A 25,655-nucleotide genomic window follows, 5' to 3' on the forward strand; every position below is an offset into this window, starting at 1 on the left:
TCATGAATTTTCTTTGTTCATAATTTCTAAAGCATCATGTAATGACATGTGACCAGTTAGTCTTTTTACTCCCTTGCCTTCACTATTCACTATTATTGCTGGTACAGAAGTAATTTGATATTCCTCAAATAGATTGGGATCAATATCAAAACTAATACCAATTTCATCGGCTTTTGCTTTAGTATCTAAAAAAGAATTATTTTTTAGACCTCGCATTACAAGTTTTGCTCCTGCTCGTTCTGCTTCAACATAATAACTCTTTAATGCTGAATCAGGCATTGAAAATGAGATAAAAATGTAAATTTGAGTTTTAGGCTGTATCAGCTTTAAACCTTCTTGTTGTGCCACAATACTCTTGCTACTTAGCAGTAATAAAATTATTAAACTTACTGTTTTTAAGCTGAAACACATATTCCTAAACTTATAACATCAAAAGAGGCAGCATGATCTCTTTCTCCAGATTAAATAACCAAAATCCTCACCTTTAACCGGGAATTCGCGTGCACCCTGCCAGGTAGTTTCAGTCTCACCAATCTTTTTACAAGAATGCACCTCTGGTATAGGGTAAGTCATCTGCAGTCTATATTGGCTCTTCTTGATTATTGGCATTGGATATTTACCGCATAATCCGCTACTCCCCATATATCCCCATAATAACAACTCCCTATGTAACTTAGCCATAAATTTAGCCACTATTAATGCAGAAGTTCCAACTCCGCCATTATAAGAGCTAGTTGTACCGGTAAAGGGATAAAGAGAGCCTTGACAGCCACAGCACCAAAACATTGCATCGTTAGCAAGATTACCAGAACTAGAGCTAATGCAATCAGCTATGCAAGCTGACCCAGCTGCAATACTTCCAAATAATAAACTTTCAGGATTTAATATGGCAGCTTTGCTATCGTCTCCCCATAATGGATCAAATTCAGTTAAATATGCGATATCTACTTGTGACATCTCTAAACAGGCAAAATCAAGTAATATCTCAAGCCAGTAAATCACTGGATATATATACCAATGAACATGATAAAAGCTACTTCCCTCTATATCATCCTTAACACCTTTTTGTATGCTAGTCCCAAGATTAATGCCTCCAAGACTTACCATACACATCGGGGATTTAGTCACATCAACCAATCTCACTGGCTCCCAAAATCCAATTGGAATTCCAGGAACCGGCATCGGAATCGAAGGCTTAGGACAAAAACAAACAATTTGCCTTGGGTTATTAGTATCAGCCATAGAACTTGAGACAATTTTTACTCCTCCGATAGTAATTGGAAATAAACATTTCCAGCAAACATCAGTGATTGGATTTACAAACCTGCCTACGCAGCCAATTGATGCATAACTATAATTACCAAGCAAAATAATTATAATAAACATTATTAACTTCATTATTACTTGTATATTTCAGAAGTTATTAAATCTGTATTTGCTTGACAACCTACCTTTGCTTGCTCTGCTATCATATTATTTTTCTCACCTGCTATTAAATATACTACTTCTCCACTAGATTTTACTATTGCTTGCACCCTACCTTGTAATACCTGATCTATTATCTTTTCTAAATTTTTCTTTGCTTCTGGTAATTGCCACTTCTTCATACATTACCTCCGGATTTTATCAGTTGTTATTCACACCTTAATTTTTACTCAAATACTATAACATTTCAATTAATCTTTATTTCACTAATCTTTAATAAAATCCCTTCTTGTTCTATTATAGCTGGAATAGCTTTTATCTTAAAACGAGTAGTAAGCATTCCACCTTGATCAAAAAACACCGGCTTATTTAACTTTTTTGCCAGCTTAATAGGATTTCCTTTAGTAAGTACTAATTTTCCTATTCGTAATTTAACCCACTTAATCTGCTGCTCATCATCACCATCAATAAATATCAATAGCTCCCCCCAACTTACTTTTTCTAAAGGATTCACACTTGTTCCAGCTTTTACTATGATCTTTCCCGCTTGATCTTTTATATCTGTCTTTTGTATAAAGCTCGGATCATAGTGCCAATTTCGGTTTATGCTTGTTTTTGCTAAAGCTAAGATAGCAGTTGGTCTAGAGATTTTTTGCTGTACTTTATTTTTAAATTCTTCCTGCATTTTCTCTAAAACGCCATTTTGTTTTGCTATTTTGAGCCTCGCCATAATGACCTCTAATAAAGACTCTTCAATAATTGGAAATACATGACCCCTGACTCCATAATCTCTAATTGCTATTTTAGAATTATTGTCTATGCTTATGTCTAAATTATTATTGTGTGCATTTACATAACTTACCTTTAATACAATCACAAATAAAACAAAGGAGCTTATAATAATAATTTTTAGAGCTAAATATCTTCTCATATTTTCCCATAAAACTTTAAACTAAGCCTTGCTCTTCCAGTATATTATTGATGGCATCTGTAACGCTCATTCCCGCAATCATTCTATCCTCTATGGCTTGGTAATCCCTAGCATTAGTAGAGGTCAGCATTAGAGTAAATGGATCTAACATTAATCTTGCCACAACTCCATGAACACTTGGTCCATAAATTGCTGCTTCACTATAATGCGGTGGATTTGAATGAATTGATTGCAGTAAATTTAACTTCCAATCTTCATCAACAAAACCTGCAAGTTTGGGGTTTGCTCTCATTGCTTTAAAGCTCTCAGGATTTTGCTTAAGAATCACTTTATGTGATGAGTTCTCAAAAGCTTTTTCAGCAGCCGATCCTGCTTCCCTGAAGTAATCAGTTAATTGCTGAGTAGCAAGCGTTATTGAGCCGTTGTATTTTCTAGCTATTCTTCCTGCTTCTTCAATAAATTCTCCAGATCTCTTGCCAGATAGTAATTTCCATGCTTCATCAATCATGATTAGAAAGGGACGCTTCCTATCACCTTTAACCATTGCTTGGTTAATATGAACAATCATGATTTGTACAATTACTGCAAGTAGTGCCGGGCTACTACGAAGATGATCAGTTTCAATTACCACGATATCTGAGCTTAAGGATAATTTTGCCTTACCGCTAAAAAACTTGCCATATTGCCCATCACGGGTAAATGGAAATAACATATTACCAAGTTCTTGTGCGTAAGACTCTTCTCTTCTAAGCAACCAATCTGCTATGTCAGTTATCTCAGCTCTTGTTCCTTTTGCTTGCCAAACAGCTATTAAGGCTTTTTGCAGCATTGGTTGCTGCAAATCATTAGTGCCATACTGAGGAGCTGCCATGGTAGCTAGAATCGATGGAAAACTTGCTAGAAAATCTGCCTGTGCTTCAATTGAGTCTTCACTGCCGCCTGCTGGAATTTCTGAGAATGGATTAATTGATATCGGATTTTTTACATCAAATTCAATATAATTACCACCTAATAACAAACAAGTTCTTTTAAATGATCTGATCCTGCTATAAAAAAACGGACAGATAGAATTAAGATGAGATAAAATAAATCTTAGGAGGATTTGCAATGAGTCAAAAAATATACGATAAAGAATTTAAGATTAATGCAGTAAAACTGTATTTAGCAAATAAAGGTAGTAAAAGCATCAATGATATTGCTAAGGATTTAGGGGTTTCACGATCTGGTTTGGGATATTGGCTTAAGAATTACAAAGGCAAAGGAGAGGCTAGCTTTGTTGGTAGTGGCAATGTAGTGAATCAAGAGGTACGAGATTTAAAGAGGGAATTACATCTTGTAAAACAAGAGCGAGATATCCTAAAAAAAGCAGTGGTCATCTTTTCAGCTCCCTCAAACAAAGGTACGAATTTATGAAGAATCATAGCTCTTATTTTTGTGTAGATCAGATGGCTAAGATTTTAGGGGTTAGCAGGAGTGGTTATTATGATTTTATTAATCGTATGCCAAGTAAAAGAGCTGAATATAATGAGGAATTGGTAAGTAAGATTAAAACTATTTTTGCTGGAACTTATCAAACTTATGGAAGTCCAAGAATTCATGCAGAATTAAGAGAACAAGGCTTTGTATGTTCACGTCCTCGAGTAGCAAGATTGATGCAAGTAAACGGCATTCAAGCAAAAATGTATAAGAAGTTTAAAAAGACTACAAAACAGTCCAATAAACCTTATCACAGGGGAGAGGATTTAGTTAAACAAAATTTTTCTGTCTCAAGCCCGAATAACATTTGGGTAGCAGATATTAGTTATATTTCTGTAAATAATAAGTGGGCTTACCTTGCTATAGTACTTGACCTGTTCTCAAGGAAAGTAGTAGGCATGGCAATAGACGAAACAATGAAAACAGACTTGATAATTAAAGCCCTTAACTCGGCTACATTACAACGTAAACCGCTTAAGGGTCTTATCCATCATTCTGATCTTGGAAGCCAATTTACTAGTTTGGAATTTTATAAAGCAGCGAGCAACCATGGAATTGTTTTAAGTCATGGCAAAACCGGTGTGTCCTATGATAATGCTGCTATGGAGAGCTTCTTTCATACTTTAAAAACTGAACTTATTTATTTTAAAAAATATCAAACCATAGAAGAAGCAGGACTTGATATATTTACCTATATTTATACATTTTATAACCAAAAAAGGAGACATTCTACTTTAAAATACAAAACTCCAAATGAGTACGAGTTAAACTATAAAAAAATTAATAACTCCTCTCTTTAATTTGTACGTTTTTTTGTTGCAAGATCAATCTACCATAATCAAGAACAAATACTCTGCCGCCAGTGCCTAAGACCGATAACATTAGTTCTTGCATAAACACTGATTTGCCAGAGCCAGGCACTCCTGCTATACAAAGATTAAAATTTTCATTTGGAGCTGCAGATGCAGTATATAAATTTGAGCCAATTAATGCTGAGCCAAAGGGCGACCAATACATAATCTGTCCTCTTCTACCGGTAAGTAACATACCTGGCGAGCTTAAATCCCCTTTCCATTCACCAATGATAGGCAGTAACACCTTACTTTCTGAGGCAATAGTCCTTATGCCTCTACCAAGATTTGATAATGCTACGCCAACTCCTCGAGTCTTTTTATTAAATATGTTATTGAATCTATTAAATTTACCCATTAAAGAATTAGGTGCTGCTTCAACTAACTGCATCGGTAAACTAGCAAGCACTACTGCTAAATGATCATATTTACAAGGGACAAAATACCAGCCACTTCGACGAAGCTGCGCACAAAACTGTGATGCTGCTTGTTTGGCTTTATTCTTCTGATCCCACATAATGACATTTAAGTGGATATTTACTACTCTATCACCGCTTTGCAAGCACGCTACTGCTCCTGCTAAATCTTGTGCCTCGTACTGCAGATTAGGAAAGAATTTACCCATCCCAGCATTAATATTTCTCTCTAAAGCTTCTCTTTTGGTAATTGCTGCTGTTTTTGCAACTAATTGATTTGGTATAATCTGCAAACCAAAATGAATTAAAAAATTTGCTCTAATATATTCATCTCGTCTTAGCTCATTACCTAAAAATAAATCCATGGCTGATAAACGCCACTCTGCCGGTCTTTTTCCTGCCTCTAAGCTTATAAATATTTGATTATCATTAAGACTTACATAATCTTCCTTTTCATATAAAGAAAAATTACCGGGTAAAATCTGCTCAGATAATATTTCATAAGGGTTAAGTTCAGGATGCTCTTCTTCTCTCCAGCCAAATATTAAACGGACAAATTTTAATAGCAATGTTGCCTCAACATTATAAGTAGTAAGACCAATTGATTTAAATGTATCTTGCAATACTTCTCTTCTTCGTATCATCTCATTAATATCAATCGTCAGCGTCGGAATAGTTACTGAAATTAATAAAACGACATCTTTGATATTTCCCTCTGCCTTTGCTTTTTGCTCTAGAAACTTTACTCTTCTACTGCTAAGCTCAGCAAAGATGCTGCCCTTTCTATGTAATTGCCAGTTATCTAGATATTCTCTTATATGATCAGAGCCAATCATCAATATTTGAAAACTACTGCCTGCCGGTAAATTCTCATCACTTTTTAAAAATTCAGCTATCTCTCCTTGAGCTTGCAAGCTTGTCCCAACCAGTGGCCAGCCAAGCAGGACAAATCCTACCGAGGCCCTATTAAAAAACAAGCTACTCTCCTCATCATATGATTCATAAACAAAATGTTTAGCTAGTCTTTCCCGAGCAAAATCTTTATCAATTCCTGATAGCCGAGTAGAAATCATAGCTCTTACCATCCTTTAATTAATAAAGTTTCATTGCTATGATAGCCCTCACAGGTAGGGTCGAGCAATGGCGCGGTAGGTCTTATTACCCCCGTTTTCCATCACCCGCCTCGTCAAACGTAACGTACAGATTTCCCGTATTACGCTTTCCTGATAACTTCTTATCATTGCCTATGGCCTATCCGCTGTTATTGCTTTCAAAGGTCTGTAATATCGAATTTGGTAATCGTTATACAATCCCATCTTCTCATACAAGTCTCTCCTACTCCACCTTTCCCAGCCGAAGCCTTTCAATCCACGTGATTTCATTAAATGGCGTCTTACTTTCTTCTCTACCCAGTCTCGTACATATCCAAAACAACGGCTAGAGTTACCAATCCTAAAGTAATTTATCCAGCCTCGCAATATCGGGTTGATAAGGTATGTTACTCTATCAACTGGTTGCGATATAAACTTGCGGAATATCTCTTTTAGTTTTTCTAGCAGGGCAGTTCGCGCTCTCATTCTAGGCGTCTTCTGGATTCCAATTTTACCTTGCGTAGTTTTTACTCGTCTAAAATCAAAACCCAAAAAGCTAAATGTCTCACCATTCTTTAGATCGACTGTCTTTGTCTTCTCTTCGTTTAGTTCAACCTTTATTTTTAACAATTCTTGTCTTAGCCTTATATTGATTGCTTTCTCTATCCACTGCCATTTTCTATAGCCGTCAATCAGTATGATCAGATCGTCAGCCCATCTAACGTACTCTATGTGGTCATAGCCATCTTTTAGTTTGCTCACACACTTTGCTCTTTCTAGCATTTTATCTACTTCATTTAGGTAAATATTGCTTAAAAGAGGTGATAGTGGCCCGCCTTGAGCTATGCCTCTTTTTCCACCAGCTTTAACTATCAGTTTTAGTAGTTTCATAACATCTTTGTCATTTACACGCTCTGCTATCTTTGTAAATAGCTGGACGTGAGCAATCGTGTCAAAGTAAGAGCGTAAATCTACATCTATTACTCTTGTCTTTTCCTTAATTGCTGCTACTGTAACTATTTCGATAGCTGCAGCTGCAGTCCGTTTAGGGCGATATCCATATGATCCCGGTTGGAAGTCAGCTTCAAATATTGGTTCTAAAATCAGTTTTAGCACTCCTTCCACTACCCTATCTTTGATAGTTGGTATGGATAACTTCCTCATTTTATTTCCATTATCTTTAGGAACTGCCTTTACCCTTTTCCTGTCAGGATAATAGGTTCTGGATTGTAATTCTGTTTGTATGTTTTCCAGAAATTGTTCAACTCCAGCTAACTCTATCATTTCAAAGGTAACACCATCTATTCCAGGTGCTCCCTTATTATGCTTAGCTAGCGTGTAGGCTTCTCTTAGTGTTTCTATCTTACATACATGAACATATAATCCCCAAAATCGCCATTGCTTTTCAGCTTTAGCTTTGATATATATCTTCCTTCTCAGGTCTTGTAATTCTATAGACGTTTTTATCATTCGTCTTTACCTCCCTTGTTGTTGGAATAATGTTATCAGTAGGGTGCCTTTGCTCCACAGACATTACCCTGCTTCATTGCTAATACACACCCATCCGCCATCCTCTCATCTTCAATTCATTTCCTAGTGTTTCTAGTTATAGAATCTACCTTGCTCCAGAAGATTTCTTCCTGGGATGAGGAGGACTTCTCCAGTCACTTAATATGTCCTTATTATCATGCTGCCACTACCACTCCGCCGAAGTGCTCAACTGTATCAGTTAGCTTTCAGTTGAACATATTGCCTTCACTCTACGGTCGCTAGCTCGGCCTTCGGGGCTTCACACTTTCGGAGCCATCTATGTGTTCGCTTTCGCTGCGGCCTGATAATTCGCTCTTACCCTATAGATAAGTTTGTCGATAGGTTCCAACATCTTGATTTCTCACCATGCTGCTATCCTAGCTATAGATCTCTAACTTTTAATCTAGTAGGTCTATCTCCTACTGAACATACCAGTTTCTCTGGACACACAACCGTGCTTGTGGTTTTCCCACACACGGCTCTTCAATATAGCTATTCTGCTTTGAAGTAGTACCATATAAAGAAAACTTTATTTTTGGCATTGGTAGCGGATTCCACTGCAAATAGTTATTAAACCATTTATAGCTTACTTTTCTACTACCTCTTCGGTTTATCCACTTATGTACCATTTGTACAGTTCTATAGTAAAACTTAGAGATCGATTGAAAATTACCGCTAATACCATAATAATTATAATGTCCTGTTAGTTTTGATTTTAGTGTTGGCCACCATTCTTTCAAAGCTATTTGAGATCTTATTGACTTTAACCATTCTTGAGTTTCTTTTAGTTTTCTTGCAAAACTACTCTTCATTGTCTTATGACCCATTACAAAGTATCCTTGCCTACTTTTTCCAAAATAGTGAGTAAAACCAAGAAAGTTAAATGTCTCCACTTTCTCTTTCCTTTTACTTGCTAGTTGCCAAGGTCGTCTACCAAACTTAACCTTCCTTGTTTTCTCTTCTGATATGCTTAATCCAAAAGCTTTTATCCTATCTTGTAGTAAGTTTAAAAATTCTTCTGCATCTTTAGCACTTTCACTACACACCACAAAATCATCACAGTATCTTATTAACTCAACATAGCCTTTAGCTTTTGACTTAAAGACTTTCTCAAACCATAGATCTAAGACATAATGTAAGTAAATATTTGCAAGTATTGGACTTGCAAGTCCCTGAACGCAATTGACACATTTTCACTAAGTTGTATCATTTCATTAAATAATCACCCAATTTATCAAGCTGGTCGTAGGTTTGCAGTTTATCGTTGGGGTGTTACTTCAGAATTTGATATATCCAGAGAAAGTGTGGTATGCAAGACAAAAAGAAAAAGCCAAAATGGCACGTCACTACCCAAAGTATCTACAATTTTGGACGAGAAGAACGACTGCAATCAGCTTATGAAGTTGTCTTGCCAACAGAAAAAATTGCACTAAAGGGGAAAGACGATGTTAAATTTAAAATTGTTAAAAATAGGACTGTATGCTCGGGTATCGAGTGAAAAGCAAGCTCAAGAAAAAACTATTAATTCTCAAATATCATATATTATTGAGCATGCAAATACTTTAGGAGAAAAGATTGATCCAGATTTACATTTTATTGATGATGGTATTAGTGGAGCTTCATTAGAACGCCCCGGTTTAGATCGCCTTAGGGATAAAGCACTTGCAGGAGAAGTAACTAAAGTATATATATTAAGTCCTGATAGATTGTCTAGAAAAAGTGCACATCAAGTATTACTTATTGAAGAAATGAAACGATTAGGAGTAGCTTTTTCTTTTGTTAATAGGAATATTGGTGACACACCTGAAGATCAAATGCTACTACAAATCCAAGGAGTTGTAGCAGAATATGAGCGAGAAAAAATCTTGGAAAGATCAAGACGTGGTAAACTTTATGCTGCTAGGAGTGGTAAAGTAAATGTATTGGGAGGAGCACCTTATGGTTATTATTATCAAAAAGCTACAGAGATAAAGGATGCTAGCTACCTTATACATTCTGAAGAAGCACCCATTGTTAGAGAAGCATTTTTGCTTTATTGTCAAAAGAATTTTAGTATAGGAGAAATTACAAAATATTTTACAAATAAATCTTATCTAACACGAACTGGTAAAACATTTTGGGAGCGGTCAGTAATATGGGGGATGCTGCGTAATCCAGCATATAAGGGATCAGCAGCTTTTAGAAAAACAAAAAGAGTTACAAGAAATAAAAAAACCAAGCTGGCATTAGATAGTAAAAATCCATTGCGTAGCGAACTTTCTAGCTCAAGAGATAGACCAAAAGAGGAATGGATTTATATAACAGTTCCAGTAATAATTGATGAAAAGATATTTGATTTTGCACAACAAAAACTAAAAGATAATATTAAATTTGCTCCTCGCAATAATAAGAAGCATAATTATTTGCTAAGTGGATTATTGCGTTGCAAAACATGTGGTTATGCCATTTATGGCAAGCCGGCATCTAACAGTAAATATAAAAGATTATATTATCGCTGTGCAGGACAGGATGGTCACCGTTGGGCAGATGGTAGGGTATGCACTGGACATCCTGTTAGAACTGAAGCGTTAGATGATTTAGTATGGAAATCAATAAAAAATCTTTTATTGACTCCGGAAACTATCATAGATGAATATCAGCGTCGTTTAAAATCCTATAAGACTGATTATGGGGCTGTTGTTATACAAAAAAATAATGAAGTTAATCGCTATAAAAGAGAGCGAATTAGGTTAATTGATCTTTTTCAAACAGGACTAGTGGAAAAAGATGAAATAGAAACTAAATTAAAAAATATCCGTGCAAAAATTGAGCAACTTGGTAATGAAATTAATTATCTAAACAACCAGGAAAAGGAATCAAAAAAGCTACTAACTGTAATTCGTAATTTAGATGACTTTTCCAGCAAAATAAATAAAAATTTAGATTCACATACTTTTGAAGAAAAAAGAAACATAGTGAAATTTTTAATCGAAGAGGTAGAGGTAGATACTGTGAGCGAAGAGATAAATGTAAAACATATTATTCCATTAGATTCTCAAATGTGTCAATTGCGTTCAGGGACTTATTACTGAGCCTTGCGGTGTACCTTGATCACTGCTACTAACAACACCATCCTTAGTTGCTCCAGCTTTTAAAAGCCTTCTTATTAGCCACATAAAATTCTTGTCTAATATTCTTTCTTCTAAACACCTTTGCAACCAATAATGATTTATGTTATCGAAAAATTTTCTAATATCAACTTCTACAACATAGTTAATTGGCTTTTTCATCACTACTTCATTTAAGGCTTTTATTACTGAATGACAGCTTAAGTTAGGACGAAATCCATAAGAGCATTTTAGAAAATCTTGTTCATATATTGCTTCTAACAATTTCTTCACTGCTAATTGCACTATTTTATCTTCAACTGTTGAAATACCAAGCCCTCGCTTTTCTCTGCTGTTAATTTTAGGTATATATACCATTCTAACTGCACTAGCTCTGTAGCTTCTATCTTTTAGTCTCTGCACAAGGTTTTCTACATTCTCCTCTAGATTCTTGCCATATTCTTCAACCGTTACTTCATCTATGCCACAAGCTCTGTTCTTTTTCAGCTCTTTGTAACATTTAATAAGATTCTCCTTATTTACATGATGCACAAGTGCTGTAAATTTTAGCTTCTTATCTTCCTTAGCTTTAGCAGATATAAGTTTAAGTTTACTTTCCATTCTACTCTCTAACCTCCGTGTATTAGTGAATTAAGCGTACTTACACTAACGCTATATTGCTGACCCCTTCCCCATGTACATGGCTTTCCCATGCTCAGAGTACTATGAGTCAGTCCGACTTCCATTGTATCATCCTTTAATTCTTGCTCTTAACAGCTTGTTTTAAAGTACTCACTTGCGTAAGAATACAATGGATCTCCTAGGTTCAGGTAAATTCCATCTTGTAGCGTGTCATGGCCTGCGACTCCGGTAGAGCAATAGTTGCTTGCCTTACCGCAACTACACATCCTGTTTTCCATGAAATGAAGCATGTCAACCTCTACGATATCGTATATTTCGGAGCTTATATCCTTCACTTGCGTTACAACCCACTACATCCCTCCTCTCAGCTTCACATAATTCGTTACCTCCATATATGTGAAATTTGGTTCTACGCTGTTGGCTAAACTTTACGTAGGTTGGATTTTCACCAACTGTAATTTACCCGCTTTGCCTAGCACCATCATTTTATTACCTATTAAATTAAGTAGGGTGTCATGCCACGGCTTGTACCTGCGTTGTTGCATGGATACCCAAAACGTCTTCGGTGTTATTCCCTCGAAAGCGTTGTTGCATGGATGGTTAAAATCGCTTAAAACTTGTCATATCGTGGCTTGACCCACTACTGTACGAATGTTGAAAAAAGGCTGTGTCATTCCGTGGCTACGACCACGGAATCCAGCTTATAATATCATAAAAAGATTCTAAAATAAGTCTAATATGGCTTTATTTTCCTGGATGCCGTGATCAAGTCACGGCATGACACAGCCTTTTTTCAACATTCGTACAGTAGTGGGCTTGACCACGGTATCCAGAAAAAATTAAAAAGCCTGACTGGATGCCGTGGTCAAGCCACGGCATGACATCGCGGTACTTTTTTCGATCCATGCAACAACGCCTTCGCTCGCTCGCAATGACGATACAACTATTGACACAGTATTACCTAAATTTGAATATTCCTATACGGCAGGTATAAATTTTTTACTTCCTGCGATAAGCCAACCGAGTTTTGCCCCTGACGATCATACATTTCGGCAATATGCAGCATAATTCCATGTTTTACCGAATGAGGAATATTGTTATCGTCAAAGCCGCTAATATATTCTACGGTCAGCTCCTTACTCGCCAATTCCTGCTTTAACCTTAAAATACCATTATCAAAAAAATAGCTACTAGCCTCTTGCTCTTTCCCTTGTATTGTTACCTTCAATATTTCTTTTATAGGCTGATATTTTAGAGCAAAATTATTTTTACCTTGAATGTTACAAATAAATTTTACATATTTTGAGATAAAATTTAGCTTAGTAAAATTTTCTGCTGCCGTGATTGCTGCATCAATTAGCCCTAATATTAAATCATCGTCATAACCGCCTTCAATTCGCATATAATTTTTTACTTGTTCTAAACTCCATATTTTTTGCGGAAATATTTTAATAATTTGAAAATTATTTTTGTGAAACATAGCGAATTCAACTCCTCCTTTGATGATGTCATTCCCGCGTAGCAATAGCTTTGTTGCATGGCTCGATAAAAGCAGCAGTATGTCATTCTAGCTAAAAGCGGGAATCTAGAAAAAACACTTTTAAGTCATTCTGAATTTATTTCAGGATCTCTTTTAATAGATGCTGAAACAAGTTCAGCATGACAAAAGAAAGCCTGGATTCCCGCTTTCGCGGGAATGACATCAAGAGCGGTTTTAACCATCCACGCAACAATGCCGCCACGGGGTGACAATTTAACCAAACAACCCAAGCTTAATAGCCTCAGGATTTACTACGTCGCCCCCTACTCTTTTTACTGCATAAAATTTAACAAAAGGCTTTTCAGTATAAGGATCACGCATAATATTAATGCCGCTGCGATCGACTATTTTATACGCTGCTTTAAAATCACCGATCGCAATAGCGCATGTATCTTTGCCGATCGGTTTCATATCCGAACAGCAAATAACCGGCACACCGAAAATAGTTTGTTTAAACGAATCGGAAAGTGATTGCTGCCAAATAAAATGCCCGTTATTATCTTTTAGTTTTTGTATTTCCGATAATGTCACACGATTCATTAACAACGTCGCATTCGCTAAATATTCTTCCTTAAGAGAATTAATAAAATCTAATAATTTTTCCAGAGTGACTTTGTTACCCATCTTAAATTTTTCTATTTTGTTATGGTCAGGCGATAAGATGCCTTTCGGTTTTTTTACTCCGTCACCGTTAATAAAAGCGTCATTCTCCATTTTGACAAAACTATCACGCAAACGCTCCGTTAGCCAATTTTCTACCCTAATCGTTGCATCGTCAAGCAATGCTTGGCTTGCTTTCGGCTGCGCATAAAGCTCATGCACAAAAATTCTTTGTTGTTTTAATTTTGCTGACGACGTTTCTTCTCTTAACTCCACATCACCGACCCAGCCACTGGTGAATTTGCCGTTTTCGCTTATCACGTCAAGGGCACTGGTAGAAATTGTTTCAATTGAAGCTATTTGCCTCATCGGCGAACGAGCATTAATCTCGCTAATAATGCTATTATATAAAGTTTGCAATATTAGCACGCCGCCTTCTTCGGCATTACTATTTAAAGATGATGATTTTTGCATTAGCAAGTCTTCGTTTCCTTTGCGTATATAATCAATAAAAGCAGTTTTATACTCGGTATCTTCGATATTTAAGCCGGTCGGTCTTGCTAGAAAATTTTGTATATTATGCATTTTTTCTTGCAACTCATTAATTTTCCGGGCATTAATTTGATCGGTGATTACATCTTTGGTTACTATATTTTGCTCCATATTATCCTCTTGTTTAGTGATATATAAAATTTTAGCATTATGGTTGGCAGGAAAAGTTACGATACTTACCTCCACAAGCTCCGCTTCGGTAATTACTCGTTGCTTTACTTCCTTATAATTTGACATTTTCACGTAAAACCCAATAGATAAGCCGTCTATTGCTCCTTGCTTTATTAACTCTATTGCTTCACTACCGGCTTTGACTTTATTGTTAATTACGGCTTCCATCTTTAGACCGTAATCATCTTCCGATAGATACGTAATAACCCCTATCGGTTTTTTGCTATCATGCTGCCAAAGAAATCTAACATTACTATGATTTACTGAAGCAAAAGCTCCTTTAACGATTAAATCGTTATGATGATCCGCAAGATTATAAACGCTTGCATAACCGACAATTACCACTTCATTATCGGTAGCCGACTTTATTATCATATTTTGGAAAGTTTGATTGCTATATATTATTTTTTTCATATATTACCTTTAATTGTAAAAGTGGCGTTGTTGCATGGCTCAAATTTTTGCAAAGTGTTTCGGTGTCATACCGTGGCTTGACCCACTACTGTACGAACGTTGAAAAAAGGCTGTGTCATGCCGTGACTTGATCACGGCATCCAGGAAAATAAAGCCATATTAGACTTATTTTAGAATCTTTTTATGATATTATAAGCTGGATTCCGTGGTCGTAGCCACGGAATGACAGAATTTTTACCTCTTTATTTAAACGTTCGTACAGTAGTGGGCTTGACCACGGTATCCAGAAAAATCTTAATAAAAAGACTGGATGCCGTGGTCAAGCCACGGCATGACACCGTACTTATAATAACCATAATACGGTAAATTATTAGCCATGCAACAAGGCTTGCAGCGGCTCGCAATGACGGATTTAGGTATTTTCTGAGCCATACAAAAAAAACCGTAAAAGCTAAAGATAATATATATGAAAAATGGATAGCACTAAGTGGTACAAGCAAAATACGTAAAAAATAGTTTGTACTTTGATATATTACATTATATTAATGGTATATACTGCTAATAAATGAAGGGTTAGAAATGTCACCCCGTGGCTTGACCACGGGATCCAGCCTTTTTATTAAAGGTTTTTCTGGATTCCCTGATCAAGTCGGCGTTGTTGCATGGCTGTTGTAAAGATGATTAGGAGTTTGTAAAAAAGGAAGAAAAAGAGAAGAGAGATTGAAAGAGTATAAAAGAGGTTGAAAGAGTAGAGTAGTTGCGCTATTAAGAAAGTATGATGAAAAAGTACAGACAACAGCGCAACTGGTCGTTATATAACCAGAAATTAAAGAAAATAGCAAGAATAGAATTTTTTATTTCCGAAGAGGCAATCGAAGGATGGCATTATAGAGGATATCGGAAGCCTGGAGGTAAAATAATATATAGCAAGCATGTAATAGAGTTATGCTTGTTAATGAAAGAATTTTATAAGCTAGCTTATAGGCAAACGGAAGGATTTGTAGAGTCAGTGTTAGAGAAGCTGGAAGTAAAATTAGCAATACCCGACTATACGACACTATCAAGAAGAGCTGGGAGTCTAAAGGTAAAAATACGAGACAAGAAGCAGCTAATAAATAGTAGAAAAGAAAGTATAACGGTAGCAATAGATTCAACAGGATTATCATTATATTGGTCGAGCGAATGGAGAAGGTTGAAACATAAAGAGAAGAAGCCCGGCTATGAGAAATGGCGGAAGCTGCATGTAGCAATTAATGTAGAAACTGGTGAGATATTAGAAGGGAAATATACAAAATCAACGGTTAATGATTGTGTAGAACTAGCGTCTCTTTTAGAAGCAATAGAAGAAGATATAACGGCAGTATGTGGGGATATGGCATATGATAGTGTGGACTGTCGGAAGGCAATTAAGCAATCAGGAGCAAGGCAGCTGATACCTCCAAAAAGAACAGCTAGAATATCTAGTAAGAATCGAAATATTAAGAAGGAAGATAGAGAAAAATTACAGGAAAGAGATGAAGCAATTAATTACATAAATTATAATAGTATAAACGGAGACAAGAGCCTTGCTCGCAAGTCTTGGAAGGAGAAAAGCGGTTATCATGCTCGCTCGTTGGTGGAGACTACGATGTGGCAAATCAAGAGTCATTGCCGCGATCGTTTAACCAATAAACGTGAAGATAGTAGGGCAACTCAGGCTAAAATTAAGTGCAAAGTTATCAATTTTATTAACGCCGCTTAACTTTTAGCGCCTCTTCCTTAACGAAGAGACTACTCTACTTGCGAGCCATGCAACAAAGCCGATCAAGTCACGGAATGACATCGAAGAAACTCTTAAACTCAAAACGCCCCTTAATAAAAAATCAAAACAATGCTCCTAAAGAAAATTTTTAAAGATTATCGATTATTTGAAATATTAATTTTAGGAGTAATTAGCGGGATGCCTATTGCTATAATTTTTTCTACGCTGGGAGTATGGCTTAAAGAGTCGGGAATCGACATTGCCGTTATTACCACCTTTGCCGTTGCAAGATTATCATATTCTTTAAAAGTATTTTGGTCGCCTTTAATCGATAGTTTTAAAGTGCCTTTGTTAAGTAAATTCGGTCACAGAAAAGGCTGGCTTATATTATGCAGTAGCCTAATCGCCCTAGTGTTAATTACTATGAGCAGCGTTAAACCCTCGGCTTCTTTAACTTTACTATATTTTTTAACGATAGCACTAGGATTTTTATCCGCCACATTTGATATTGCCGTTGATGCTCTTCGTATTGATAAGTTTGATCAAGAAACACAAAGTTTAGCGAGCGCAACTGCCGTACTCGGTTACCGAATCGGTATGCTTATTACCGGTGCCGGTGCTTTATATTTTACAGAAATAACCGGTGATGATTGGCAAGCAACATTTCTTGGGATGGGTATCATTTTTGCTATTGCAACAATTTTTATAATAACCGTAAAAGAAAAAGAATTGTTAAGAGAAAAAATTAATATTATTTCTTTTACGTCCTGGGTATACGCGGTAATTAATCCTTTTAAAGAATTTTTTACTCGAAAATTTGCGGTAACTATCCTCTTAGCGGTAATATTTTTTAAACTAGGCGATGCGATGCTTGGCGCTGTTGCCTCGCCCTTTTACATAGAACTAGGCTATACAAAAGGACAAATAGCCGTAATTGTTAAATTTTACGGACTGCTTGCAACGCTAATCGGCGGTTTTGCCGGCGGGATTGTAATGTATCGCCTTGGAAATTTCAAAGGGTTAATTATTACCGGCATAGCCCAAAGTCTTACACATTTTGCATTTATCTGGCTTAATCACCAAACGCCGTCTTTTGAAGCATTACTAGTTGCTATTTCTATAGAAAATTTTGCTTGTGCTATGGGAACTACTGCATTAACTGGCTATATCGGCAATTTATGTAATAAAAAATATTCCGCTACACAATATGCATTACTTAGTAGTGCTGCCTCTTTATGTAACAATACGGTCACTATTTATGCCGGCAAATTAGTAAATATACTAGGATGGGACGGGTTTTTTATATTAACTATAATTTTAGCCTTGCCTGGGCTTGCTATATTAGTTTATCTTAATAAGAAAGTAGAGTTGAGTTAATGTCATTCTAGTTCCTTGATCACGGCATCCAGTCTTGTCATGCTGAACTTGTTTCAGCATCTAATTAAAATATCCTGAAATAAATTCAGGATGACTATAATTTTTTACAAAAAAAAATTCTATGTTAAAAAAAACTTTATTATCTTTTATTGTTTTTATCGTAACTTTTATTGCGCCGATAAGCGAAGCGAAAAAAACTATCAAAATTTCGCCGAAACCCCCTATTCAAACTAGCTTAGTAGTTGATGCAAAAACCGGCAAGGTTTTACATGCTCAAAATGCTCAAATCAGAATTTATCCCGCTTCTCTAACAAAGCTTATGACTTTGTACTTAATGTTTGAAGCAATCGAAACCGGCAAGTTATCTCTAAATAAAAAATTAGTCGTATCAAAAAAAGCTGAAAACATGGCTCCGTGTAAACTTGGGTTAAAAGCCGGTGAGACTATTACCGTAAAAGAGGCAATTATAGCTTTAATCGTGAAATCCGCTAATGACGTCGCAGTAGCCGTAGCGGAGAATATGAAAGGCTCAGAAAAAGATTTCGCTCATTTAATGAATGTTCGCGCACATCAATTGGGCATGAAAGATACTTATTTTAAAAATGCTTCCGGCTGGCATGATCCTTTGCAAAAAACTACGGCCAGAGATCTTGCAAAATTAGCATTGGCATTACAAAAAAATTATCCTTCATTCTATCCTTTATTTTCAAAAACCAGTTTTGTTTTTAGAGGTAATACGGTATATGGTCATAATAAAATTACTCAAAATTATCAGGGTGCCAACGGATTAAAAACGGGTTATCATACCCCTGCCGGTTTTAATTTAGTAACTACTGCCTCTAGAAACGGCAAATCTTTAATCGCCGTAGTTACCGGCAGGAAAACTGCCCTTTCTCGAGATAAACAAATGATCGGGTTGTTAGATCAACATTTTAACGTTGCTCCATCTAAGCCTTCTATTAAACTTGCCTCTAATAATAAATCCAAAGCTAAGAAACTAGGAAAGAAAAAAGTTATACGTAGTTAAAAGTGTATTAGCACCTAGAACTGTGTCACCCCGTGGCTTGACCGGCGTTGCTGCATGGCTTGATCTTCCCCCGTCATTGCGAGGAGGGCATTGTTGCGTGGATGGTTAAAATCACTTAAAACTTGTCATCTAGTTGCTTGACCCACTACTGTACGAACGTTTAAATAAAGAGGTAAAAATTCTGTCATTCCGTGGCTACGACCACGGAATCCAGCTTATAATATCATAAAAAGATTCTAAAATAAGTCTAATATGGCTTTATTTTCCTGGATGCCGTGATCAAGTCACGGCATGACACAGCCTTTTTTCAACGTTCGTACAGTAGTGGGCTTAACCACGGTATCCAGAAAAAATTAAAAAGCCTAACCGGATACCGTGGTCAAGCAACTAGATGACAGTTTTAACCTTTTTCACAACAAATTCTTTATTTGTTCTTGTTGCAATTTTTCTTCTTGCTCCAATTTATCTAAAAATTTTTTATAAAAATTATCCGTTACATATGTAAGTTCCATATCAAAGCTAATCTCCGGGGCTTCAAGTATTATTGAACAATCACCGTCCGTAAAAGCAGCGCTTTTACTTCCTTCCGGCTTTATATCTTTTTTTATTAACGTATATTTACTTGTTAAAGCAGTATAAAATTCTTCAAATTTATTTTTATCGATTGTTAAAATTACGGCTTCTACAATGTTAAAATCATTACATATTACTAAAACCTGCGATATCTTTTCTAAATTAATATCTTTAATATCTATAAAATAATTATATCCTTGCCAATAATTAGATTCTTTTTTAGTAATTTTATATTTTTTCATTATGTCGGTTATCGTTGCTTTATTTAATTCGAGTCCGATAGGAACAGGTATTGCATAAGAATTTATATAAAAAAATATAACAAATACAAAAAATGAAATTTTAACAAACATGTGCATAATAGACTTATTTTATGCACCTTAAATAACATAAGTAATAGTAATTTACAATTAAAAATTGCTTAAAGAGTAATAATTAAAATTATTATTAATGAAAAAATGAAATTTTTGGTTATTATAAGTAGGTGTTGTTGCATGGATCAATTTCACTTCGTCATTGCGAGGAGGGACAAAGTCCCGACATGGCAATCTGGTTTTTGTCATGCTGAACTTGGTTCGGCGTTGTTGCATGGATGGTTAAAAACGCTCTCGGTGTTATTCCCGCGCAGGCGGGAATCCAGAAAAATACTTTTAAAGTCATCCTGAATTTATTTCAGAATATCTTTTAGTAGATGCTGAAACAAGTTCAGCATGACAAAAATGGATTCCCGCCTGCGCGGGAATGACATACTGCTGCTTTTATCGAGCCACGCAACAACGCCTTATAAGTATGACTCCGGATAAAACTTAATAAGCAGCCTATAAATATTATTTGCTATTTTTACTAAGATTCAGTAGGTTCTCTGACGGTTATAGATCATTTGATACAGCTAAATTCAGAAAGCTTCAGACAAGAGGAATTTAAGGGAGAGCTAAGCTACCGTACTAGAGTACGTGAGCACAGGCGAATCCAGAAAAATTCGCTTGTATCAAGCGATCGAGATGACGCTGTAGTTATTTTTGGCTTTTTTCATGATAATCTTTAGTATAGTTTTCTTTAAAACCATTTCCGTATTGCTAAGCGTAGTAATAGGCTTTTTAGCAGGTAAATACTCAAATGTTGAGAAAGATAGTATTTCTTCTTTATTATTCTATTTTATCTCACCTATAGTATTTTTTACCATTCCAGCTAGTACTACCCTTACACTTTCTGCCTTAAGCGTTACGGTCGTGACGTTTATCATTGCTACTTTGCTATCGCTATTTTCTTATTATTTCTTCGGTAAATTCTGGCAAGATCATACACGTAACATTATAGCATTATCGGCAGGCACGGCAAATGGAGGTTATTTTATGCTGCCGATAGCTGCCGCTCTATTTGACGATTATACTTTATAGGTATCTATATGATGGCGGTAATAGGCGTGAATATTTATGAATCTTCGATTGGGTTTTATATTTGCATGCGAAGTTTTGCTAATACTACGGATAGTATTTTAAAAGTAATAAAACTTCCTATTTTAAACGCTTTTTTATTAGGATGCTTATTTAGTTTTTGCGGTCTTACTTTACCGGATTTTTTAGATGATTTTTTGTATAATATGAGAGGGGCCTTTTCTATACTAGGCATGGTTATGGTCGGTCTTGCCCTATCAAGCCTTAAAAAATTTGAAATAGATATAAAATTTACTCTTGCTACTTTCACGGCAAAATTTTTATTTTATCCACTCGGCGTAGGTATTTTTATTTTATTTGATCATTTTATTACCGGATGGTATAATAATGATCATTATAATGCTTTAAAGCTGCTTTCTACGGCACCGCTTGCCGCGAACACTATAGTTATAGCCAACTTACAAAAATTTTATCCCGAGAAAGTGGCAGCTACAGTTTTTTTATCTCTACTTTTCGTAGTAATATATATGCCGACTATGGTAAGTATATTTTTAAATAATTTAAATTAACCTTTTAAAATAAGATTTTAAAAATATCGGTAGCATAAATGCAAACAAATTCAATCAAAATCGGTCCTTATATTAATTGGCTATCTGCGCAATATATTCCGCCGCACAAAATTTCTTATCTTGAATTCGGTAACCATAAAAACCCTAACATAATAGTGTGCGCACATGGTTTAACTAGAAATGCTCATGATTTCGATAAAATTGCCGAAGGGTTAAGTAATAACTTTAGAGTGATTGCTTTAAGTTATCCGGGACGCGGCGATAGCGAAAATTTTGAAATGAATAAGCATTATAATTATCATGTCTATGTTAAAGATACTTTGCTTTTTCTAAAAAAATTAAATATCAAAAGACCTATTTGGCTTGGCACCTCAATGGGTGGTATAATCGGTATGGTACTTGCAAGTAAATATAAGAATATTTTTAAAGCTATGATATTAAACGATATCGGTCCGTTTATTTCTTCAGCTCCTTTGGTTAAAATCGGCAAATATGCTAAAAAAACTGTTATTTTTGATGATTTAGATAGTGCAAAACAACATTTAAAGGTTATTTATTCCCAAATCGGCATTAATAACGAAGAAGATTGGAATTATCTAACTAAATATAGTGTTATCCCTACACTCGGCGGCAAATATAAAATGAATTACGATTCCGGCATAGTTCATAGCATGGCAATTGATGATACTAAATCAAAAGATGTTAATATGTGGATGATATGGCACAGAATAGTATGCAAATTACTAGTTATTCATGGAGTAAAATCTGATATTTTGACCAAATCCACTATTGAAGAAATGCAAAAAACAAAAAACTTTGATCTTTATGAAGTAAGCTATGCAGGTCATACTCCTTCTTTAATGAATGTTGATCAAATTAATTATATAAAATCATGGTTGGAAAAGGTTTAGTATACTCTATGGTTATTATAATATGGTTGTTACAAGTACGGCGTCATACCGTGGTCAAGCCCACTATTGTACGAACGTTGAAAAAAGGCTGTGTCATGCCGTGACTTGATCACGGTATCCAGGAAAATAAAGCCATATTAGACTTATTTTAGAATCTTTTTATGATATTATAAGCCGGATTCCGTGGTCGTAGCCGGCGTTGTTGCATGGATCGAAAATTGCCATGAAAAGGGTGTCATTCCCGCGTAGGCGGGAATCCAGCTTTTTTTGTCATGCTGAACTTGTTTCAGCATCTATTGAAAAAGATCCTGAAATAAATTCAGGATGACTATAATTTTCTGGATTCCCGCCTGCGCGGGAATGACACCGAGGGCGTTTTTAACCGTCCATGCAACAACGCCGTCGTAGCCACGGAATGACAGAATTTTTACCTCTTTATTTAAACGTTCGTACAGTAGTGGGTCAAGCCACGGTATGACACCAAACGTTTTACAAAAATTCAAGCCATACAACAATCCTAATAAAACAACAAAATACATATTATGACAATTACAACTAAAATATTAATAATAGGTTCAGGACCTGCAGGACTTAGCGCAGCAATTTATACGGCAAGGGCAGCCTTAAAACCGATATTAATCCACGGCAGTCAACCTGGCGGGCAGCTTACTATTACTACCGATGTTGAAAATTATCCAGGCTTTGCGGAAAGCGTGCAAGGACCGTGGCTTATGGAACAAATGACGCTGCAGGCAAAGAATGTCGGTACTGAGATTATAACCGATTATGTTGCAAAAGTTGATTTATCGAAAAGACCTTTTTTAGTTTTTACCGGCTCAGGCACGGAATACGAAGCAGAGAGTATAATTATTTGTACCGGTGCGGAAGCGAGATGGCTTAATATTCCTTCAGAAAAAAAATTTCAAGGATTTGGCGTATCGGCTTGTGCTACTTGTGACGGGTTTTTCTTTAAAAAGCAGGAAGTAATAGTAGTAGGCGGAGGCAATAGTGCCGTTGAAGAAGCATTATATTTAACTAACCATGCAAGTAAAGTTACCGTAATACATCGCCGTAACAATTTTAGAGCCGAAAAAATATTACAAGAAAGGTTATTTCAAAATCCAAAAATATCGGTGATTTGGGATCATATCGCCCATGAAATAATCGGTAGCGAAAATCCAAATGCGGTCACGGGTGTAAAAATTCAAAATGTTCATACTAAAGAGATAAGCTTAATTAATTGTAGCGGGGTATTTATAGCTATCGGTCATAAACCTAATACTAATTTATTCAAAGGACAAATTGAAATGGATAGCGATGATTATATTATCACTAAACCGAATTCAACTAAGACTAATATAGAAGGAGTTTTTGCCGCCGGCGACGTACAAGATAAAATTTTTAGGCAAGCGGTTACCGCCGCAGGAACCGGTTGTATGGCTGCCCTTGAAGCAGAAAAATTTTTAAATAGGTGATGTTATTTTCGTATAATATTGGTGTGTGGATACCCCAAACGTCATTGCCGCGCTCCTTTTAGTCGCGGCGTTGTTGCATGGCTCGAAAATTAATAAAAAACCCGTCATTGCGAAGCCACGAAGCGGCTGCGGCAATCCAGGCTATCCCGAATGTAATGAGGGATTTAATTAGAATACTAAACAAGTTTAGTATAAAAATATGTTTATACTTGATTGCCACGTCGGCATAAATGCCTCCTCGCAATGACGATTCTGGTAGCCATGCAACAACGCCTTTAGTCGCTCGCAATGACGATTTTGGGTATTATGAAGATAACAAAGACTAATTTTGAAAGTAAAAATATAAAATGGCACGCAATAAAGTTAATAATGAATCAAAAATAGTAAATCTTTCTAATAAGGAGGAAGATAAAGCCCTACCTGTACCTAGAACTTTACCGTCAAATGTTCAAGCCGAACAAATGCTACTCGGAGCAATTTTAACTAATCACGATTCTTTAAACTACGTATCGGAATTTTTGCGCGTCGAACATTTCTTAGAGCCTATTCATCAAAAAATTTATAATGCAATTGAAGTAATTACCGAAAAAGGCTTAATAGCCACTCCTATAACTCTTCGTAGCATGCTACACCAAGATGTTTTATTTCAAGAAATAGCAGGAGTCGAATATCTTACCAAGCTAGTGACCCTGGCGATGATGGTAATAAATCCGTTAGATTACGGCAAAATAATATATGATTTGGCGTTAAGACGTAACTTAATCCAAATCGGTGAAGAAGTAGTAAATAACGCTTATAATGCTTCTTTAGATTTGGATGCGCCTCAGCAAATTGAACATGCGGAAGTAAAGCTTTATAATTTAGCAAGTGAAGGAATAAATGAAAAAAGCTTTATAAAAATAGGTACGCCTATTTCTGAGTCGTTAGCTAGTATTAATAGAGCTATGAAAAATAGCGATCACGTAATAGGCGTCCCTACCGGTTTGAGTGATTTAGATCAAACATTATCAGGGTTTCATAATTCAGATCTTATAATTCTTGCCGGTCGCCCTTCAATGGGTAAAACGGCATTTGCCGTAAATCTAGCAATTAATGCCTGCAAAGCAATGCAGTTAAAAAATACCAAACAACAGGAAGAAATGCAGTCCGTAGGTTTTTTCTCGTTGGAAATGTCTTCGGAACAACTTACCACGCGTTTGCTGTCAATGCATACGGAAATTAATTCTTCTGCGCTACGTACCGGACATCTTAACGAAGAGAATTATAATAATCTCCGCACTGAGGCGGCAAAATTATCTGAATTACCGTTTTTTATCGATGATAGCGCAGCTTTGTCAATTTCCGCTATTCGCACACGCGCAAGGAAAATGAAACGAAAGCATAATCTTGGAATATTATTTATAGATTACCTGCAATTAATTAGAGGAGTCGGTAAATCCGAAAATAGGGTAAACGAAATTTCAGAGATTACCCAAGGTTTAAAAGCAATAGCCAAGGAGTTAAATATACCGGTTATCGCTTTATCTCAACTATCGAGAGCCGTGGAGCTTAGAGAAGATAAAAGACCGATGTTATCAGACCTTAGAGAATCAGGAACGATTGAACAAGATTCGGATATAGTAATGTTTATTTACCGTGAAGAATATTATTTAACAAGAAAAGAACCGTCTGTAGGTGATGTAAAACACCTTGAATGGCAAGAGAAACTTAATAAAGTTTATAATATTGCCGATATTATAATAGCCAAACATCGTAACGGCAGAGTCGGCAATGTGCAGCTTCATTATGATAGCCAATATTCTAAATTCAGTAATTTAGCAAAAAATCTTTAAGCACTATTATTTAAATCTTGGAAACTAACGT

At 35.9% G+C, this 25,655-nt stretch carries 24 protein-coding genes and 5 pseudogenes; 14 read left to right on the plus strand and 15 right to left on the minus strand.

Annotation, left to right across the window (positions count from 1 at the left end; all coding sequences use genetic code 11):
- The 5 genes and pseudogenes from trbC to AAHM91_RS01895 all read right to left on the minus strand — a co-directional run.
- On the minus strand, positions 1-411 hold the full coding sequence (trbC, locus tag AAHM91_RS01875; protein WP_342269531.1) for a type-F conjugative transfer system pilin assembly protein TrbC: 411 nt from the start codon (positions 409-411) through the stop codon (positions 1-3).
- A gap of 18 nt (positions 412-429) precedes the next feature.
- Positions 430-1,398, minus strand: a complete 969-nt coding sequence (gene traU, locus AAHM91_RS01880; protein WP_342269530.1) for a conjugal transfer pilus assembly protein TraU — start codon at positions 1,396-1,398, stop codon at positions 430-432.
- Positions 1,399-1,400: 2 nt separating this feature from the next.
- Positions 1,401-1,607, minus strand: coding sequence for a type II toxin-antitoxin system prevent-host-death family antitoxin (locus tag AAHM91_RS01885; RefSeq protein WP_342269529.1), 207 nt, complete (start codon positions 1,605-1,607; stop codon positions 1,401-1,403).
- Positions 1,608-1,672: 65 nt separating this feature from the next.
- Positions 1,673-2,356, minus strand: coding sequence for a type-F conjugative transfer system protein TraW (gene traW, locus AAHM91_RS01890; protein ID WP_342269528.1), 684 nt, complete (start codon positions 2,354-2,356; stop codon positions 1,673-1,675).
- Positions 2,357-2,372: 16 nt separating this feature from the next.
- Positions 2,373-3,395 (minus strand): annotated as a pseudogene (locus AAHM91_RS01895) (TraG/VirB4 family ATPase); the annotation flags it as partial.
- A 68-nt stretch (positions 3,396-3,463) separates the two neighbouring features.
- Here AAHM91_RS01895 and AAHM91_RS01900 point away from each other — a divergent pair.
- Together AAHM91_RS01900 and AAHM91_RS01905 are read left to right on the plus strand one after the other, a co-directional pair.
- Positions 3,464-3,769, plus strand: coding sequence for a transposase (locus AAHM91_RS01900; RefSeq protein WP_342269687.1), 306 nt, complete (start codon positions 3,464-3,466; stop codon positions 3,767-3,769).
- Positions 3,682-4,632: an IS3 family transposase gene (locus AAHM91_RS01905; RefSeq protein WP_342269827.1), complete on the plus strand. Its 951-nt coding sequence runs from the start codon at positions 3,682-3,684 to the stop codon at positions 4,630-4,632. Before AAHM91_RS01900 ends, AAHM91_RS01905 begins: the two co-directional genes overlap by 88 nt.
- 28 nt (positions 4,633-4,660) lie before the next feature.
- On the opposite strand, the pseudogene AAHM91_RS01910 reads toward AAHM91_RS01905, so the two are convergent.
- The 3 genes and pseudogenes from AAHM91_RS01910 to AAHM91_RS01920 all read right to left on the minus strand — a co-directional run.
- Positions 4,661-6,172 (minus strand): annotated as a pseudogene (locus AAHM91_RS01910) (TraC family protein); the annotation flags it as partial.
- 171 nt (positions 6,173-6,343) lie between these two features.
- Positions 6,344-7,660: a group II intron reverse transcriptase/maturase gene (gene ltrA, locus AAHM91_RS01915; RefSeq protein WP_342269646.1), complete on the minus strand. Its 1,317-nt coding sequence runs from the start codon at positions 7,658-7,660 to the stop codon at positions 6,344-6,346.
- A gap of 479 nt (positions 7,661-8,139) precedes the next feature.
- Positions 8,140-8,883 (minus strand): annotated as a pseudogene (locus AAHM91_RS01920) (reverse transcriptase domain-containing protein); the annotation flags it as partial.
- A 282-nt stretch (positions 8,884-9,165) separates the two neighbouring features.
- Between AAHM91_RS01920 and AAHM91_RS01925 the strand changes: the two are divergent.
- Positions 9,166-10,791 (plus strand): recombinase family protein, encoded by a 1,626-nt coding sequence (locus AAHM91_RS01925; RefSeq protein WP_342269688.1) that lies wholly within the window; start codon positions 9,166-9,168, stop codon positions 10,789-10,791.
- Here AAHM91_RS01925 and AAHM91_RS01930 read toward each other — a convergent pair.
- The 4 genes from AAHM91_RS01930 to AAHM91_RS01945 form a co-directional block, all read right to left on the minus strand.
- Positions 10,774-11,427: a reverse transcriptase domain-containing protein gene (locus tag AAHM91_RS01930; protein WP_342269689.1), complete on the minus strand. Its 654-nt coding sequence runs from the start codon at positions 11,425-11,427 to the stop codon at positions 10,774-10,776. The two genes, AAHM91_RS01925 and AAHM91_RS01930, sit on opposite strands and share 18 nt — an antisense overlap.
- A 982-nt stretch (positions 11,428-12,409) precedes the next feature.
- Positions 12,410-12,928 carry a head-tail connector protein gene (locus AAHM91_RS01935; RefSeq protein ID WP_341793001.1) on the minus strand — a complete coding sequence of 173 codons (519 nt, stop codon included), beginning with the start codon at positions 12,926-12,928 and terminating at the stop codon, positions 12,410-12,412.
- Between the two features lie 125 nt (positions 12,929-13,053).
- Complete coding sequence (locus tag AAHM91_RS01940) at positions 13,054-13,218, minus strand: hypothetical protein (RefSeq protein WP_342269690.1); 165 nt, start codon at positions 13,216-13,218, stop codon at positions 13,054-13,056.
- Positions 13,202-14,725, minus strand: a complete 1,524-nt coding sequence (locus AAHM91_RS01945; protein WP_342269691.1) for a phage major capsid protein — start codon at positions 14,723-14,725, stop codon at positions 13,202-13,204. Before AAHM91_RS01945 ends, AAHM91_RS01940 begins: the two co-directional genes overlap by 17 nt.
- 222 nt (positions 14,726-14,947) lie before the next feature.
- Here AAHM91_RS01945 and AAHM91_RS01950 point away from each other — a divergent pair, with 222 nt between their 5' ends.
- The 4 genes from AAHM91_RS01950 to AAHM91_RS01965 all read left to right on the plus strand — a co-directional run bounded on the left by AAHM91_RS01950 (position 14,948) and on the right by AAHM91_RS01965 (position 18,870).
- On the plus strand, positions 14,948-15,091 hold the full coding sequence (locus AAHM91_RS01950) for a palindromic element RPE4 domain-containing protein (protein WP_342269692.1): 144 nt from the start codon (positions 14,948-14,950) through the stop codon (positions 15,089-15,091).
- A gap of 409 nt (positions 15,092-15,500) precedes the next feature.
- The gene (locus tag AAHM91_RS01955) at positions 15,501-16,466 is read left to right on the plus strand and encodes an IS5 family transposase (RefSeq protein WP_342269693.1); all 966 of its coding nucleotides are present in this window, start codon (positions 15,501-15,503) and stop codon (positions 16,464-16,466) included.
- Between the two features lie 129 nt (positions 16,467-16,595).
- Positions 16,596-17,843 (plus strand): AmpG family muropeptide MFS transporter, encoded by a 1,248-nt coding sequence (locus tag AAHM91_RS01960; protein WP_342269694.1) that lies wholly within the window; start codon positions 16,596-16,598, stop codon positions 17,841-17,843.
- Between the two features lie 121 nt (positions 17,844-17,964).
- Positions 17,965-18,870 carry a D-alanyl-D-alanine carboxypeptidase family protein gene (locus AAHM91_RS01965; protein WP_341793004.1) on the plus strand — a complete coding sequence of 302 codons (906 nt, stop codon included), beginning with the start codon at positions 17,965-17,967 and terminating at the stop codon, positions 18,868-18,870.
- A gap of 410 nt (positions 18,871-19,280) precedes the next feature.
- Here the strand turns inward: AAHM91_RS01965 and AAHM91_RS01970 are convergent, their stop codons facing one another.
- Positions 19,281-19,796 (minus strand): hypothetical protein, encoded by a 516-nt coding sequence (locus tag AAHM91_RS01970; RefSeq protein WP_342269695.1) that lies wholly within the window; start codon positions 19,794-19,796, stop codon positions 19,281-19,283.
- A gap of 141 nt (positions 19,797-19,937) precedes the next feature.
- On the opposite strand from AAHM91_RS01970, the gene AAHM91_RS01975 reads away from it, so the two are divergent.
- The 4 genes and pseudogenes from AAHM91_RS01975 (at position 19,938) to AAHM91_RS01990 (ending at position 22,317) form a co-directional block, all read left to right on the plus strand.
- Positions 19,938-20,108, plus strand: a complete 171-nt coding sequence (locus tag AAHM91_RS01975; RefSeq protein ID WP_342269696.1) for a hypothetical protein — start codon at positions 19,938-19,940, stop codon at positions 20,106-20,108.
- A 218-nt stretch (positions 20,109-20,326) separates the two neighbouring features.
- Positions 20,327-20,455, plus strand: a pseudogene (locus AAHM91_RS01980) (palindromic element RPE3 domain-containing protein); the annotation flags it as partial.
- A gap of 19 nt (positions 20,456-20,474) precedes the next feature.
- A pseudogene (locus tag AAHM91_RS01985) lies at positions 20,475-21,406 on the plus strand (AEC family transporter).
- Between the two features lie 38 nt (positions 21,407-21,444).
- Entirely contained in the window at positions 21,445-22,317 is an 873-nt protein-coding gene (locus AAHM91_RS01990) for an alpha/beta fold hydrolase (protein WP_253308557.1), read from the plus strand.
- Between the two features lie 167 nt (positions 22,318-22,484).
- Here the strand turns inward: AAHM91_RS01990 and AAHM91_RS01995 are convergent, their stop codons facing one another.
- Positions 22,485-22,610, minus strand: a complete 126-nt coding sequence (locus AAHM91_RS01995) for a hypothetical protein (protein ID WP_342269697.1) — start codon at positions 22,608-22,610, stop codon at positions 22,485-22,487.
- Entirely contained in the window at positions 22,611-22,829 is a 219-nt protein-coding gene (locus AAHM91_RS02000; RefSeq protein ID WP_342269698.1) for a hypothetical protein, read from the minus strand.
- Positions 22,830-22,859: 30 nt separating this feature from the next.
- On the opposite strand from AAHM91_RS02000, the gene trxB reads away from it, so the two are divergent.
- The 3 genes from trxB to AAHM91_RS02015 all read left to right on the plus strand — a co-directional run bounded on the left by trxB (position 22,860) and on the right by AAHM91_RS02015 (position 25,624).
- The gene (gene trxB / locus AAHM91_RS02005; protein WP_253308556.1) at positions 22,860-23,792 is read left to right on the plus strand and encodes a thioredoxin-disulfide reductase; all 933 of its coding nucleotides are present in this window, start codon (positions 22,860-22,862) and stop codon (positions 23,790-23,792) included.
- A gap of 77 nt (positions 23,793-23,869) precedes the next feature.
- On the plus strand, positions 23,870-24,022 hold the full coding sequence (locus AAHM91_RS02010) for a hypothetical protein (protein WP_342269699.1): 153 nt from the start codon (positions 23,870-23,872) through the stop codon (positions 24,020-24,022).
- Between the two features lie 117 nt (positions 24,023-24,139).
- Positions 24,140-25,624, plus strand: a complete 1,485-nt coding sequence (locus tag AAHM91_RS02015) for a replicative DNA helicase (RefSeq protein ID WP_341793010.1) — start codon at positions 24,140-24,142, stop codon at positions 25,622-25,624.
- The last annotated feature ends 31 nt before the right edge of the window (positions 25,625-25,655 follow it).

Origin of the sequence: Rickettsia endosymbiont of Orchestes rusci (assembly GCF_964030945.1) — a bacterium.
Lineage (GTDB): Bacteria > Pseudomonadota > Alphaproteobacteria > Rickettsiales > Rickettsiaceae > Rickettsia.

Bases quoted from the DNA above. Each gene is read 5' to 3' on its own strand.
- trbC (WP_342269531.1), bottom strand. From the start codon at position 411: ATGTGTTTCAGCTTAAAAACAGTAAGTTTAATAATTTTATTACTGCTA.
- traU (WP_342269530.1), bottom strand. From the start codon at position 1,398: ATGAAGTTAATAATGTTTATTATAATTATTTTGCTTGGTAATTATAGT.
- AAHM91_RS01885 (WP_342269529.1), bottom strand. From the start codon at position 1,607: ATGAAGAAGTGGCAATTACCAGAAGCAAAGAAAAATTTAGAAAAGATA.
- traW (WP_342269528.1), bottom strand. From the start codon at position 2,356: ATGAGAAGATATTTAGCTCTAAAAATTATTATTATAAGCTCCTTTGTT.
- AAHM91_RS01900 (WP_342269687.1), top strand. From the start codon at position 3,464: ATGAGTCAAAAAATATACGATAAAGAATTTAAGATTAATGCAGTAAAA.
- ltrA (WP_342269646.1), bottom strand. From the start codon at position 7,660: ATGATAAAAACGTCTATAGAATTACAAGACCTGAGAAGGAAGATATAT.
- AAHM91_RS01925 (WP_342269688.1), top strand. From the start codon at position 9,166: ATGTTAAATTTAAAATTGTTAAAAATAGGACTGTATGCTCGGGTATCG.
- AAHM91_RS01930 (WP_342269689.1), bottom strand. From the start codon at position 11,427: ATGGAAAGTAAACTTAAACTTATATCTGCTAAAGCTAAGGAAGATAAG.
- AAHM91_RS01935 (WP_341793001.1), bottom strand. From the start codon at position 12,928: ATGTTTCACAAAAATAATTTTCAAATTATTAAAATATTTCCGCAAAAA.
- AAHM91_RS01945 (WP_342269691.1), bottom strand. From the start codon at position 14,725: ATGAAAAAAATAATATATAGCAATCAAACTTTCCAAAATATGATAATA.
- AAHM91_RS01950 (WP_342269692.1), top strand. From the start codon at position 14,948: ATGACAGAATTTTTACCTCTTTATTTAAACGTTCGTACAGTAGTGGGC.
- AAHM91_RS01955 (WP_342269693.1), top strand. From the start codon at position 15,501: ATGATGAAAAAGTACAGACAACAGCGCAACTGGTCGTTATATAACCAG.
- AAHM91_RS01960 (WP_342269694.1), top strand. From the start codon at position 16,596: ATGCTCCTAAAGAAAATTTTTAAAGATTATCGATTATTTGAAATATTA.
- AAHM91_RS01965 (WP_341793004.1), top strand. From the start codon at position 17,965: ATGTTAAAAAAAACTTTATTATCTTTTATTGTTTTTATCGTAACTTTT.
- AAHM91_RS01970 (WP_342269695.1), bottom strand. From the start codon at position 19,796: ATGTTTGTTAAAATTTCATTTTTTGTATTTGTTATATTTTTTTATATA.
- AAHM91_RS01975 (WP_342269696.1), top strand. From the start codon at position 19,938: ATGGATCAATTTCACTTCGTCATTGCGAGGAGGGACAAAGTCCCGACA.
- AAHM91_RS01990 (WP_253308557.1), top strand. From the start codon at position 21,445: ATGCAAACAAATTCAATCAAAATCGGTCCTTATATTAATTGGCTATCT.
- AAHM91_RS01995 (WP_342269697.1), bottom strand. From the start codon at position 22,610: ATGCTGAAACAAGTTCAGCATGACAAAAAAAGCTGGATTCCCGCCTAC.
- trxB (WP_253308556.1), top strand. From the start codon at position 22,860: ATGACAATTACAACTAAAATATTAATAATAGGTTCAGGACCTGCAGGA.
- AAHM91_RS02010 (WP_342269699.1), top strand. From the start codon at position 23,870: ATGGCTCGAAAATTAATAAAAAACCCGTCATTGCGAAGCCACGAAGCG.
- AAHM91_RS02015 (WP_341793010.1), top strand. From the start codon at position 24,140: ATGGCACGCAATAAAGTTAATAATGAATCAAAAATAGTAAATCTTTCT.